The 13,043-nt window shown below is 41.3% G+C and carries 11 protein-coding genes and 3 pseudogenes; 7 read left to right on the top strand and 7 right to left on the bottom strand.

The window, feature by feature from the left end; all coding sequences use genetic code 11:
- Positions 1-255 precede the first annotated feature (255 nt).
- A complete protein-coding gene (locus tag ACT3TU_RS11950) occupies positions 256-1,065 on the bottom strand; it encodes a class II aldolase/adducin family protein (RefSeq protein WP_263972267.1) in 810 nt (269 codons plus the stop codon).
- A 98-nt stretch (positions 1,066-1,163) separates the two neighbouring features.
- On the opposite strand from ACT3TU_RS11950, the gene ACT3TU_RS11945 reads away from it, so the two are divergent.
- Complete coding sequence (locus ACT3TU_RS11945) at positions 1,164-1,853, top strand: Crp/Fnr family transcriptional regulator (protein ID WP_192524147.1); 690 nt, start codon at positions 1,164-1,166, stop codon at positions 1,851-1,853.
- Between the two features lie 83 nt (positions 1,854-1,936).
- On the opposite strand, the gene ACT3TU_RS11940 is transcribed toward ACT3TU_RS11945, so the two are convergent.
- The 4 genes from ACT3TU_RS11940 to ACT3TU_RS11925 all read right to left on the bottom strand — a co-directional run bounded on the left by ACT3TU_RS11940 (position 1,937) and on the right by ACT3TU_RS11925 (position 6,081).
- Positions 1,937-2,236, bottom strand: coding sequence for a hypothetical protein (locus tag ACT3TU_RS11940; protein ID WP_192524148.1), 300 nt, complete (start codon positions 2,234-2,236; stop codon positions 1,937-1,939).
- Between the two features lie 290 nt (positions 2,237-2,526).
- Complete coding sequence (locus ACT3TU_RS11935; RefSeq protein ID WP_192524149.1) at positions 2,527-4,098, bottom strand: leucine-rich repeat domain-containing protein; 1,572 nt, start codon at positions 4,096-4,098, stop codon at positions 2,527-2,529.
- An 11-nt stretch (positions 4,099-4,109) separates the two neighbouring features.
- Positions 4,110-4,820: a succinate dehydrogenase iron-sulfur subunit gene (locus ACT3TU_RS11930; protein ID WP_192524150.1), complete on the bottom strand. Its 711-nt coding sequence runs from the start codon at positions 4,818-4,820 to the stop codon at positions 4,110-4,112.
- A gap of 265 nt (positions 4,821-5,085) precedes the next feature.
- Positions 5,086-6,081: a diaminopimelate dehydrogenase gene (locus ACT3TU_RS11925; protein ID WP_192523578.1), complete on the bottom strand. Its 996-nt coding sequence runs from the start codon at positions 6,079-6,081 to the stop codon at positions 5,086-5,088.
- Positions 6,082-6,485: 404 nt separating this feature from the next.
- Here ACT3TU_RS11925 and ACT3TU_RS11920 point away from each other — a divergent pair.
- The 3 genes and pseudogenes from ACT3TU_RS11920 to ACT3TU_RS11910 all read left to right on the top strand — a co-directional run.
- A pseudogene (locus ACT3TU_RS11920) lies at positions 6,486-6,596 on the top strand (GntR family transcriptional regulator); the annotation flags it as partial.
- Positions 6,597-6,782: 186 nt separating this feature from the next.
- On the top strand, positions 6,783-7,541 hold the full coding sequence (gene truC, locus ACT3TU_RS11915; RefSeq protein ID WP_192523588.1) for a tRNA pseudouridine(65) synthase TruC: 759 nt from the start codon (positions 6,783-6,785) through the stop codon (positions 7,539-7,541).
- Between the two features lie 277 nt (positions 7,542-7,818).
- Positions 7,819-7,989 (top strand): annotated as a pseudogene (locus tag ACT3TU_RS11910) (integrase core domain-containing protein); the annotation flags it as partial.
- 130 nt (positions 7,990-8,119) lie between these two features.
- Here the strand turns inward: ACT3TU_RS11910 and ACT3TU_RS11905 are convergent.
- Positions 8,120-8,239 (bottom strand): annotated as a pseudogene (locus tag ACT3TU_RS11905) (type I-F CRISPR-associated endonuclease Cas1f); the annotation flags it as partial.
- A gap of 628 nt (positions 8,240-8,867) precedes the next feature.
- Between ACT3TU_RS11905 and ACT3TU_RS11900 the strand changes: the two are divergent.
- The 3 genes from ACT3TU_RS11900 (at position 8,868) to ACT3TU_RS11890 (ending at position 11,178) form a co-directional block, all read left to right on the top strand.
- Entirely contained in the window at positions 8,868-9,992 is a 1,125-nt protein-coding gene (locus ACT3TU_RS11900) for a Fic family protein (RefSeq protein ID WP_192523579.1), read from the top strand.
- A gap of 342 nt (positions 9,993-10,334) precedes the next feature.
- Entirely contained in the window at positions 10,335-10,685 is a 351-nt protein-coding gene (locus ACT3TU_RS11895; protein WP_025643996.1) for an IS630 transposase-related protein, read from the top strand.
- A complete protein-coding gene (locus tag ACT3TU_RS11890) occupies positions 10,660-11,178 on the top strand; it encodes an IS630 family transposase (protein WP_227501958.1) in 519 nt (172 codons plus the stop codon). The genes ACT3TU_RS11895 and ACT3TU_RS11890 overlap by 26 nt, the downstream gene beginning before the upstream one ends.
- 117 nt (positions 11,179-11,295) lie before the next feature.
- Here the strand turns inward: ACT3TU_RS11890 and ACT3TU_RS11885 are convergent, their stop codons facing one another.
- Complete coding sequence (locus ACT3TU_RS11885) at positions 11,296-12,780, bottom strand: PepSY-associated TM helix domain-containing protein (RefSeq protein ID WP_192523580.1); 1,485 nt, start codon at positions 12,778-12,780, stop codon at positions 11,296-11,298.
- Positions 12,781-13,043 lie beyond the last annotated feature (263 nt).

Raw genomic sequence — 13,043 nt, 5'->3', positions numbered from 1 at the left:
AATAAAAGTCATAAAATTTCTGATCGGCAGGGCTCTCTTTATTGATAAGATTGCCATTGCTGTCTTTTTCTATGGTTGTATCTTTAATTGATGATGTTTTGGTAGCAGTCTGTTTCATAGTTTTAGCTTCCTTGTTGGTTATGTAACTTCATTGGTTCATCAGGTATATCTAATTCAATAAATAAATGCTTCCATTATTTCATTGCACTTAAAAATATTAAGTAAGCACTTTTGCTTTATGACAGCTATATGCCATTACTGTTCAAACGAGGGGTCAGTGCGGCGCAGCTTTCTTAACAAAGCAGGCCATGCAATGTCGCCATTACCCTCTTTAGTGACTTGTTTTGATGCCGCTTGAATACCCGCTAATATTTGAGTGGGTATGGCAGTCAAAGTATGGCCGCCACTCTGTGCTTTAATTTGAATCTCACAGGCTTTTTGCATGATATACATGGCTAAAAAAGCATCTGCGACTGTACTGGCGCAAGTGAGTAAGCCGTGGTTGCGTAAAATCATAAAATTCGCGGTCCCTAAATCGGCGACCAAGCGTACTTTTTCTTCAGGGTTTAAGGCAATGCCTTCATAATCGTGGTATGCCAAGTTAGATAGGGGCAGTAATGATTGCTGAGAAATAGGTAATAAACCTTGCTCTTGGATCGAGACGGCCACACCGTCACTGGTATGCAAATGAAGCACACAATGAGCGTCGTCACGGGCTTGGTGTACAGCACTATGAATCGTAAAGCCTGCTGGGTTGACATCGAACTCTGACGGCGATACTTTTTCACCGTCTTGGTTTACTTTAATCAAGTTAGAAGCCGTAATCTCCTCAAACAATAGGCCATATGGATTGATTAAAAATTCATTTTCTGTACTTGGTACACGTGCCGATATATGTGTAAATACCAGATCGTCCCAGCCATAAGAGGCAATGAGCCGATAACAAGCGGCAAGGTCTACGCGCATTTGCCACTCTGCTTCGCTCACATTATGCTGTAGACTCGTGCTTGAGTCAGTCATTACTGAATCATTAGCGGTTGAGCTTTCTTGCGTTGTTGTTTGCATGGTATAGTCCCTTATTGTTGTCAGCAATCCGTTTTAAATAGCTTGAACAATAACTCTATACCATTTATAAAACCAAATCTGTCAAAAACCTTACACTTATGAACATCAATCATTATTTAAACCAAGACCCCTGGTTTACCCAACTGCCTGACAATGTGCAAGCCGTATTAGCGGCTAATGCAGTACTAAAAACATATCAAAAACGCCAAATGATTCAGACAGTTGGTGACCATGAGGCAGCAGCCCTACATTTGCTGCTGGCTGGCACGATGAGAGTATGTAATATTAATGCGAGCGGCAATGGGGTTACGTTGACACACCTGTCTAGTGGTGATTGGTTTGGTGAAATATCTATTTTAGATGATAACCCTCGCACGCATGATGCATGGACTATGAACAAGATTACCCTCCTATCGATTCCTAGAGGCGTGGTGATGCAGACCGCCCAATTGCACCCTATTTTGTACAAGCACTTGGCGCTCATTACTTGCCAAAGAATCCGAAAAGCTTTTGATTGGATTAATGATGCCACTTCATTAAACACCTCAGCACGGTTGGCTAGTACGATTATTGGGCTAGTAGAAACGTATGGCAAGCAGACGGGGGATACTATTAAAATAGACTTGCGCTTATCGCAAGAAGAGCTAGGATTTATGCTGGGCACGACCAGACAAACCATCAATAAAATAATACAGAGATGGCAAAAACAGGCAGTGCTTGATATGCACTATGGTTTTATTACCATTAAAGACAAAGCTCAGTTATTAGTAATCATGAACTCTGATTAGGAGGGGTTGAACAAAAAAGAAAGGCTGTAAATACTGGTTTACAACCATTTTTTTACTTTTAATAAGAATAATTTATATACTGCTTACTCTGTTAGAAATGGCTTTCCTGAGCATTTCGAGCAATCCTTAACAACTTGATATACATCATCTATTTTTGGCTCTTTAGCTTGAAATACCTTTCCATTATCAAGAACCAACCTCACCGTTTTATCATGCTGTTGGCCAACGGATTGATAGTTTCCAGTATTAATCATAGAGACTAGATTCTCCCATGATGTCGTAACAACACCTGAATCTACTGTGTTGTTACTAGCGGGATTAGACATACATCCGGCAAGTAATGTTACGATGGATATGAAAAACATTCTCTTAAAATAGATCATAATATTCTCTCCCTAAAAATTAGTAATCATACTATACGTAAATTACTAAAGAATAAACGGCTCATTGTGAAATAAGGCTCAATTCTATATTGGTAATAACAGAGCTAAATTCTAAGCAACCCTGTCAGTACACTGCAAGTGAATACACTATGTGACTTGTATCTTCTTTGTTTATACTTAACTATAGTTTGCTAGTAATAGCGACTTACTACCCCTAAATAACTATTATTTGAATCTAGGAGAGTCTCTTGAATATATGGCTTAAATACGCCATTACTGCTTGTTATTATCTATAATTCCAAACCGTATACAGTCTCTATAGAATGTAAGTAATCCAGTATATTTGGAGAAAGACTATTAAGCGGGTTTCCCTTAAGGTTAATACAGTCTAGATTGGTGAGCTGTAAAATACTATCAGGCAGGCTGTTAAGATTACAGTGAATCAGATCAAGCTGAGTTAACTTCGTGAGTTGGCCGATGCTATCAGGTAGATCTTTAAGATCACAATGGCTTATAAATAGCTCAGTCATATTAGTAAGTTGCCCAACGCTATCCGGTAGGTTTTTAAGGTCGCAATGACTGATATAAAGCTTATTTAGGTTGTTGAGCTGGCCAATGCTATCTGGTAACTCTTTAATCTTACAACCAGTAAGGTTAAGTACAGTCAGATTAGTGAGTTGGCCAATACTATCGGGCAGGCTGTTAAGCTCACAGTGGATCAGATTTAACACAGCAAGACTAGTGAGTTGCCCCATACTACCGGGTAAATCTTGAAGCTCACAGTGAATAAGATTAAGCTCAGCTAGGCTAGTCAGCTGTCCGATGCTATCAGGTAATTCTTGAAGCTGACAGTGAATAATATCAAGTTTATTTAGATTCGAGAGCTGTCCAATGTTGGTAGAGAGTTGTTGAAGAGGGCAGTGACTAATGAACAGCTCGGTTAGATTAGTCAGTCGTCCGATACTGTCAGGTAATTCTGTAAGCTCACAATGGTTAATATAAAGCTTATTTAGGTTGGTGAGTTGACCAATACTATCAGGCAACTGTCTAAGCTTACAATGAATCAGATCAAGCTCAGTAAGATTACTGAGTTGGCCGATGCTATCAGGTAGATATTCAATCTTACATTCACTGATAAAAAGCTTAGCAAGACTAGCAAGTTGATCAATAGAGTCAGGTAACTCCTTAAGCTCACAGTGAATAAGATCAAGTTCAACAAGGTTAACGAGTTGCCCAATACTGTTAGGCAATTCTTTAATATCACAATGACTGATAAAAAGTTCAGTGAGGTTACTGAGTTGGCCGACGCTATCCGGTAAGTCTCTAAGCTCGCAATGACTAATAACAAGCTTAGTTAAGTTACTGAGCTGACCAATACTATCAGGTAAGTATCTGAGCTTGCTTTTATCAATAAAAAGCCCAGTAAGGTTACTGAGTTGCCCAAGACTTTGAGGTAGCTCTCTAAGCTCGTAACGATTAATAAAAAGTTTCGTTAGGTTAGTGAGGTGGTCCATATTATTTGTTAAGTCACTCGAATTAATACCATGAAAATTAATTTCCACGTGACCTGTGAGGTAAGTCAGTTCATTAGAGCTATAATTTATTCTATATATACGTCTATATTCCTGTTCGTCTAGCCCAGTGACTTCCACTTCTATAATTTCTAGAACCTCTAGCTTTTGGATACGAGACACCTCTTTATCATTAGGCGTCTCATAGCCGAGCATATCAAATGTGTCTGACCATTCTCTTATTTCCTCAATCCAACTATTATCAATATCTAGTGCTTTAACCTCTAGCGCTGTACTGAAAGTATCAAATACAGAGATTTCCCGAGAGTTGTTATTAGTATCTTGACTCATAATCTCGTTCCTCAGCCCGCTTGGTTAATCAGCATATTACGCAAATTACCAATGGCTTTAGTTGGGTTTAGGCCTTTTGGACAATACAACACGCAATTCATAATACCGCGACAACGAAACAAACTAAACGGATCTTCTAAACGTAACAAACGTGCTCGGGTATCGGTATCACGGCTATCAACAGCGAAGCGATTAGCATTTAACAATGCGGCAGGTCCTAAGAACTTATCAGGATTCCACCAAAATGAAGGGCAAGCCGTTGAACAACAAGCGCATAAGATACACTCGTAGAGACCGTTGAGCTTTTCGCGCTGCTCAGGCGTCTGCAAGCGCTCCGTTACCGGTAATGGCTGATCGTTGATTAAGTAGGGATGAATCTTTTCATATTGTTCATAAAATTGGTTCATATCGATAACCAAATCACGAACCACGGGCAAGCCTGGTAACGGTCGAATAATGATTGTCTCGGGTAAGCTATTCATATTGGTTAAACAGGCCAAGGCATTTTTACCATTGATGTTCATGCCATCAGAGCCACAAATACCTTCACGGCAGGAACGGCGAAAAGTGATGGTTTCATCTTGTTGTTTAAGGCGTATCAATACATCAAGTAACATGCGATCTGAATCTAGAAGTTCAATGGTATAGCTTTGCATACGCGGCGCTGCATCCTTATCAGGATCGTAGCGATAGATTTCGATGGTGCGAGTACCTCGGCTCATAGCATTACACTCCAAATATAGATGCAGTATTGTTTAAAAAATTACTCCTATACTTTACTATACACTTGACTTTTTAATAATTCTGCAACTATTTGAAATATTTATCTTTTTTGGTATAAGTATTATCTTAACGATCAGCGTTACCCAAGCTAAAGTAGCGGCGCCAAAAATTAGACCACATTAAACCATAAAAAAAGCACCGAGCTTTAATGGCTGGGTGCTTTTTGTTTTTGGCTTAGAGCTTTTTCCATTATAGAGCTAGCGTTTACAGCAACTCTTTACGCAGCTGTGCCGGCGTCTTTGGCGACAACAAACCAGGGGCGACGTCGAGCACGGTTTTTGCACCAGTTTCGCCTGCCACGTTCATTTTATAGGCGGCGCGGGCGTAGGCCACGAGCACGCTGGCAGTAAACTCAGGGTTACTGCCGAGCTTTAATGAAAACTCCAACACTTGGTTGTTCTGCTCATTATCGAGGCCGCTGACGCCACTGCGAATGACGAAGCCACCGTGCGGCATCTTGCTGTGTTCAGACTCAAGAGTTTGCTCATCGATAAAGTGCACTGTGGTGTCGTAGTCAGCAAAATAATCCGGCATGGTTACTATGGCGTTGCGCACGGTATCGGCATCGGCGCCGTCTGCTAGCACGACATAACATTCGCGGGTGTGCTTTTCACGGGTACTGAGCGTGGGCTGTTCGCCTGCCCGTACGCGCGCCATGGCAGATTCTGAGGGCAGGGTATATTGCACGCCTGCCTGAACACCATCCACACGGCGTACCGCATCTGAGTGCCCTTGGCTTAAGCCTTTGCCCCAAAAGCTATAGGTTTCACCGACCGGTAGAATAGCTTCACCGTATAAGCGGTTGATAGAAAATAAACCGGGATCCCAACCTACGGACAGCATGGCGACTTTGCTGGCTTTTTTAGCAGGCGCGTCAAGCGCTTCGAAATATTCGGGGATTTTGGCGTGGGTATCGAAGCTGTCGACGATGTTAAATAAACTCGCAAGCGCAGGGCCTTGCTCGGGCAAATCAGACTTGGAGCCGCCACATAAGATCAGCACGTCTATGTCGTCTTTATATTGTGCAATATCGTCCATGGCGTAGACGGGTGCGCTATCGTCAATCAGGGTGACGGAGGCGGGATCTCGGCGGCTGAATACACCGACTAATTGCATGTCTGGACAGTGCTTGATGGCGGCTTGGGCGCCGCGGCCGAGGTTGCCGTAACCGGCGATGGCGACTCTAATTATTGATGTCATTATGATTAGCCTTACGTTGGTGTAGCGGACAGTCTGTTATTGCTAGTGTGAGATGTATCAAGTGATACCGGTGGTGCAATAAGGGTCTGCAGTAAGTCAGACTGTTATAAATTGATGTTCTGCAGAGGTAGCAGGTATTTTAGATGATTACTATTACGAGCGATAGCTTACTTTACATATTTGAAGCCATCTGTACAAAGCTACAGATTTAACCTCTATTATGTCAAGATAGGGTCGACCAAATATTATCATATGACGTTATACCATTCACAAAAATTAGAGTAGCAAGGAAAACGAGTGCAAGTGATGCTAAATACTTTCTGGTTATCCTTGATAAAAAAGGGTGGTATAGGTAATGATAATCAAGAAACTATATGATAGAGGTGGGCAATACTAAAAAAGAAAACTTAGTTAAAGTATGCCGCATTGCTAAGAACTTAGAAGGTGAGCCTATTGAATATAGAGAGTCATATGGGTTGGCAGAGAAGTTCAGTTATGAAATTAATATTATTTAGAGATTAGTAAAGGGCAAGGGCAGCAGTCAACTCATTTAGGCCACTTGATTCAAACCTCCCAAGTCAGTTTCTACAAAACTGACAGCATAGGTCAAAGACCTTTGTGCATGACTTGATAGGCTGCGATAAAAAGGATATATATAGCAGACATATAATTACAGTATCTAAAGTATGAGCACTGAAAACATGAATATCGAAAGCAACACCGCTAACCAAATAGACATCATCTATGAAGATGAGTTTCTGGTAGCGATTAATAAAGAGGCTGGTCTATTGGTGCATCGCAGTTGGCTGGATAAAGGCGAGACACGCTTTGCCATGCAACTCACCCGTGATGCGGTAGGTTGCCATGTATTTCCGGTGCATAGGTTAGATAAGCCCACCTCAGGCGTGTTGCTGTTTGCCAAAAGCCCAGCCGTGGCGCGTAGCCTTACTGAAGCTTTTACTGAACACAAAATTACCAAGCAGTACTTAGCCGTAGTGCGCGGCTTTATGCCAGAGCAGGGCACTGTTGATTATGCGTTGAGCTTTCAGCCCGATGCCATTGCCGATAAGTTTGCTGACTTGGACAAACCTGCTCAAGAAGCGGTGACACATTGGCAACGTTTGGCACAAGTTGAGCTGCCATTTGCGGTGTCAAAAAAGCATGACACTAGCCGCTATAGTCTCATGCGCTTAATACCTGAAACTGGACGAAAACATCAGCTACGTCGGCACATGAGGCATTTATTCCATCCTATAGTGGGTGATACCAGCCACGGCGACGGACGGCATAATCGATTTTTTCGTACGCAATATGGTTGCGCGCGCATGCTGTTGCACGCTCAGAGTTTAGCGCTCAGCCATCCAGTTACCGGTGAGCCATTGTTATTAAAAGCAGGATTGGATAGTCAATGGATACGCATTATGGAAGAGTTTTCTTGGATAAATAGCGCTGGAGATTAATCAGCGTAGGATTTATCTTAGAAAATTATATCAAAGGAGTCTCTAAGTTGGGAGTTGTTAATCAAGCAGCCTGACGAATAGCTGTTTATGTGAGGTACTCTCATTGGTTTAACGTGGTCCTAGTGGTATAAGCCATTCAGATTGTGATGGTGTATCAAAAAGTATGCTGATTAAAATTTAAACAATTATTGAAGCCTTAAAAGCCCTATAGGGTCAGAGAACGTAGCATAGGTTTCTTATTGACTTTTATCGCCAGCATACTTTTTAGAACACCACCGACTATTTAAAGGAGAACTGGACTGGCGTTAATGATGTTGAACTGGCAACCCTTGAATGGGTGGATTGGTTTAATAAAACACGATTGCATAGCACGATTGGATATGTATCACCTTTTGAATTTGAAAAGCGGTATTCTGATAATTTAATCCTGTCAGGCATGGCTGCCTGACTCAAGTAAATCACTCTCCGATATACTCGGGGCGGTTCAGTTTATCAGATCCAGCGAATTTCTAAGTCACCTGAGCGGTGATGAAGCAGATAACCAAGCCCGAGTTCGATAGAGCAGATTTCTAAGTCACTTTTTGCATGACGCGGCAATGCGAGAGATAGTAGATATTGGCGCGTTTAGAGTGCAGAATGGTCTTGAGATCAGAGGAGGCGAAGCTATTACCTGTATAGGGGTTAGTCGATTTAGCCATAGTAATTTCAGTAAAGTAAAACCTTATCTTAGGTATGGCTTTACCTTACTGGAATTATATTTGCAAAACAATGGATAGGATATCTTCTGCGACAACAGATGTCATTTTGGGATATAATAATTACCAGACAACTTAAGTTATCTGGCAACCCAGCAGGCGTCTAAAAAGTGGTCAATGGCAGTTACACAGAATCTGGGATGGTCTCTATTTTACGGACAAAAAAAGCCCCAGTCGTTAGACTGGGGCTTTCTAAATATTTGGTAGGCATAAGCAGATTCGAACTGCTGACCTCTACCATGTCAAAGTCGCTCGACCAAAATGCTTATTATGATAATATCTTACATTCATTGACCTTTATGGCCTGTAGATATTATACGATTGAATAATCACAATGTAAATTATAATAAAGTAAAATTTAACTCGTATTTGGGCACTGTATTTTTATAGTGTTTTTACCTCTACTCAAGCCCTTCTCAGAACAAAAAAAACTATGTTTGTTCGTTGAGAATCTATTCTTATTACGTCTGCTATGGTCGTTTTTGAATTTCTACGTATTGTTTCTACTGCTTATTCTCTGCATAATATAAGGAGATTACTGTTCTAATCTCTGCATATCTCTGGGGAACGTATGAAGCATACTACTTATATTCATGAGCACTCAAATTGGACTGAGTGGCAATGGTCGGACAAAAAGCTATTGCCACTCGTCAGTCGGGTGCGAATATTACAAGGTCGTTTATTAGGAAAATTGCTAACGCTAGGGTTTGAGTTAAATGTTGAGGCGCAATTAGATGCTGTGACTTTAGAGATTGTCAAAACCTCTGAGATAGAAGGGGAGTCTCTAAATAACGATCAAGTGCGTTCCTCAGTTGCGCGGCATTTAGGGCTGGATAATGCCAGTATGCCAACCACTACTCGTGAGATCGATGCCGTGGTAGAGATGATGCTAAGTGCTACCTATCGTTATCAACAGCCGCTATTGTTAGATGATTTACTCGGATGGCATCGAGCATTATTTCCAGATGGATATAGTGGGCTTTATCGTATTCAAACAGGTAGTATCCGTGATGATAGTAAAGGGCCAATGCAAGTAGTGTCTGGTGGGTATGGTCGCGAGCGGGTTCATTTTGTTGCCCCGAGTGCGGATAGGTTGCCAGATGAGTTAGACAGATTCTTATTGTGGTTTAATACTTCGTCAAATGAGCAAGATGCTATAGATTTAGTCATTAAAGCAGGTATTGCTCATTTATGGTTTGTGACTTTGCATCCATTTGATGATGGAAATGGACGACTAACACGAGCAATCACAGAACGAATGCTGGCAAAAAACGATAACAGTGCCCAGCGCTTTTATAGTATGTCAGCGCAAATTCTTAAACAGCGTAATGATTATTATAAAATACTAGAGCGCACGCAAAAGGGTGATACTGATATCTCGGATTGGTTGGTCTGGTTTTTACAAACATTAGAGCAAGCACTCATTGCTGCTCAAGAAACCACGGATAAAACTATTAGTAAGTCAGGCTTTTGGCAAACGCATCGACAGCACGCTTTGAATGATAGGCAAGTAAAAATGCTAAATACTTTGCTGACTGATTTTTATGGCAAACTTACCACTAAAAAATGGGCAACTATGACCAAATGCTCTATAGATACGGCACTACGAGATATCAATGATTTGATAGAGAAGGATATGATGCAAAAATCTGTAGCATCAGGACGTAGTACGAGTTATGAGTTGGTCTTATCATAAAAATTATATTGATCAAGTCTGTTATGACAGAAATAAAGTATTCGAATAAGCTGTAATGAATACGATCAACTCAATGATCTAATATGAGCGGTTTTTTTACAATAGAATATTTTAAGTAGTCTATTAATTAATTAACATTTTTTTGATATTTTCATATTTGGATGGAAGTAAACAGCAAATCAGAATTTTTTCAAAACGATAGTCTTCCAAGTTAATATTTATGGACTTGACTCCCTAAGTTTCATCTTACAGATTTGATGGTAATGACAGTCTGCTAAGTATAGTCAACCTTAAATAAAACCGATACAATATTCATAACTCATTCATTTAATGAAATAAACGATGACCTATTCAATCGACTTTCGCAAGCAAGTACTGCGTAGCATTAAAGACGGCATGACCATTCGAGAAGCCGCTGTTTTTTACCAGCTTAGCACAAGCTCGATCCACAGCTGGCAGCAGAGCTTAGTTCCTAAAACTACCAGAAATAAAGCACCGACTAAAATATCAAATGAAGCCTTATTGAAAGATGTTGAGCAGCATCCAGACGATTATATGTATGAGCGAGCACGGCGTTTAGGCTGTAGTAAATCAGGTATAGAAGCTGCATTAAAACGGTTGAGTATCACTCAAAAAAAAGACCTTAGAGCATCCAAAAGCATGTCCGATAAAAAGAGCGATATATCTAAGTAAGCTTGATCGCTTTACACAGCAAGGCTATCCCATTGTCTATATGGATGAAAGCGGCTTTGAGCACGAGACCATTCGTTCTCATGGCTATGCACCGGTTGGTAAACCTTGTATCGATAGCTACAATTGGCAAGCAAAAAAGCGTACGAATGTTATCGGTGCTCTGTATGAAAAGATGCTGTTTGCCATAGATTACTTCGAGCAGAACATTAACAGCACCATATTCTATGACTGGTGCAAATACACACTAATTCCAAGTCTCAAAACTAAATGCGTGATTGTGATGGATAATGCTCGGTTTCATAAAAACAAACGTATTCAAAAACTACTGAACAGGCACGGCCATCGTATTTTATGGCTGCCACCCTACAGTCCTGATCTGAATCCTATTGAGAAAAAATGGGCACAGGCTAAGTTTCTGCGCCAAGGGTGGATGCAGAATAATCTACCTAAACTGTTTTACGATATGGGTTGTTCCAGTTTTATTGTGGATTGACTATATTCATATAGATAGTTATTTTATTTAATACACTTCTTATAAAATCAAAGCTATTATAATAATTGCGATAGTTTAAACTATCGCAATTATTATAACTTTACTTTCGATAAAACTTTATTTCAATAATTTCTCTAAAACAGAAAAACGCGAAATAACCAAAAAATCTAACAACGCTATAACGATGATGGCGATGATTGCTGTGGGAAAGATTATTGCTACGACAATAAGAATAATCGCTAACCATGTTGGTATCGATCTCTTAATACCGCGTGCTGGTGGGTTTAACCCGATAACCTCCTGAGTATTAGGCCTACGTTGCCACCACATCACATAACCACTGATGCAGATACCGATGACTGCTAGGCAAAACAGTACGTTAGCGAGTATGCTCCACCACCCAAGCGTTCCCATATGTAGGGCAATACCTGCTGCCATAAACTTCCCAAACGCGTTGTAGTCATCATAGCGAATATCTGCCAATACTTTACCCGAGTAACGGTCGATATGTACAGTACGGTCAGCTGTGGGACTGTGCATATCATAGCTCATAGAATCTTGGCTGAGTGTCCAAACGCTTGTGCTATCTTGCGGTACGTTCATATGGTAGCGGCCTGTAAACCCTATTTCTCGTGCATACTTATCCACTGTATCTATATTGATCGGTAGGTTCGGGGCGATACCATCTTTGCCCTTGGTCGTACCAGAGATTGGCATTGGCGTCAGCTCAAGTACCCAAGGCACTTCCTTACTGCTACCTGTATTTAAAACGCTACCATGTGTTGGTGTGCTATCTGAACCATGAACATGCGGGGCAGCTTCGCTCATGTCCATGCCCGCATGAGGATCATCAGGATTGATCGAAGTCGGTACAGGGGCTACACCCCATTTTCCAGCAGGAAACTGACTCCATGCCTGTACCATTTTGCCACCCCAAATACCTGCCCATGCCATGCCAGAAATACAAAAAAACAGCAACACAATCGATATCCAGCTACCCAGTGTGGCGTGAATGGTGCGAAAGAACGAGCGTTTTTGTTTCAGGCTCGTCCCTTCATCAGGGACTAGCATGGCTTTGACAGATTTGCGTTTTTGCCACCACAAATACCAACCCGTTAGGATCATCAGGATGGTCAATGCCGCCGTGGTTTCTTGGATATAATCTCCTACCGTTCCTAACAGCAGATCTCCATGAATCGCATCAAAAGTGTGATACAAATTACTTTTCGTTGGTATGCTTTTGACGATATCTGCCGTATAAGGATCAATAGCCACCATATTATCTTGACTGTCTGATCGTACTTGAAACAGCGCAACGGTATCAGGCTCTCGGGGCGCGATGTATTTTATGAGTGCGCTGTCAGGCGTGCTTTCAAGCGCCGCTTTGGCTTGAGTGGAAACAGACATTTGTACCGTAGTCTGCGGGGTAATGGTCAAGCGATCGTAATCTCGGCCCGTCGTATTAGACATCAGCAGCATGCCAAGCGCAGTACAAGCAAGAATAATCAAAAAAGGAGCAATAAAAATCCCTGAATAAAAGTGCCAACGCCACACGGTAAAGTAATGCTGAGAATTTTTTGGTTTCTGATCTTGTCTACTCATCAGTAGATCCTTAAATAATAATGGGCTATATGGCTCTGCTCTTAAGGCGACGCTCATCATCTTACGTCTTGTAATTTAAGCCTTACGATTTAAACAGTGACAAGCGCTAGAAGCAGAGTCAGGCTGTGTCGTTTTCAGTGCTCGTGATTCATTTGCTCATGGTTCATTTGCTCGTGATTCATTTGCTCGTGATTCATTTGCTCATGATTCATTTGCTCATGATTCATATGCCCGTGATCCATATGCCCGTGATCCATATGCCC

This window comes from Psychrobacter sp. AOP3-A1-26, assembly GCF_052378235.1.
Taxonomy (GTDB): Bacteria; Pseudomonadota; Gammaproteobacteria; order Pseudomonadales; family Moraxellaceae; genus Psychrobacter.
Note: the sequence above shows the minus strand (reverse complement) of the source record. Positions and strands in the feature narration are given on the sequence as shown.

Bases quoted from the DNA above. Each gene is read 5' to 3' on its own strand.
- ACT3TU_RS11950 (WP_263972267.1), bottom strand. From the start codon at position 1,065: ATGCAAACAACAACGCAAGAAAGCTCAACCGCTAATGATTCAGTAATG.
- ACT3TU_RS11945 (WP_192524147.1), top strand. From the start codon at position 1,164: ATGAACATCAATCATTATTTAAACCAAGACCCCTGGTTTACCCAACTG.
- ACT3TU_RS11940 (WP_192524148.1), bottom strand. From the start codon at position 2,236: ATGATCTATTTTAAGAGAATGTTTTTCATATCCATCGTAACATTACTT.
- ACT3TU_RS11935 (WP_192524149.1), bottom strand. From the start codon at position 4,098: ATGAGTCAAGATACTAATAACAACTCTCGGGAAATCTCTGTATTTGAT.
- ACT3TU_RS11930 (WP_192524150.1), bottom strand. From the start codon at position 4,820: ATGAGCCGAGGTACTCGCACCATCGAAATCTATCGCTACGATCCTGAT.
- ACT3TU_RS11925 (WP_192523578.1), bottom strand. From the start codon at position 6,081: ATGACATCAATAATTAGAGTCGCCATCGCCGGTTACGGCAACCTCGGC.
- truC (WP_192523588.1), top strand. From the start codon at position 6,783: ATGAATATCGAAAGCAACACCGCTAACCAAATAGACATCATCTATGAA.
- ACT3TU_RS11900 (WP_192523579.1), top strand. From the start codon at position 8,868: ATGAAGCATACTACTTATATTCATGAGCACTCAAATTGGACTGAGTGG.
- ACT3TU_RS11895 (WP_025643996.1), top strand. From the start codon at position 10,335: ATGACCTATTCAATCGACTTTCGCAAGCAAGTACTGCGTAGCATTAAA.
- ACT3TU_RS11885 (WP_192523580.1), bottom strand. From the start codon at position 12,780: ATGAGTAGACAAGATCAGAAACCAAAAAATTCTCAGCATTACTTTACC.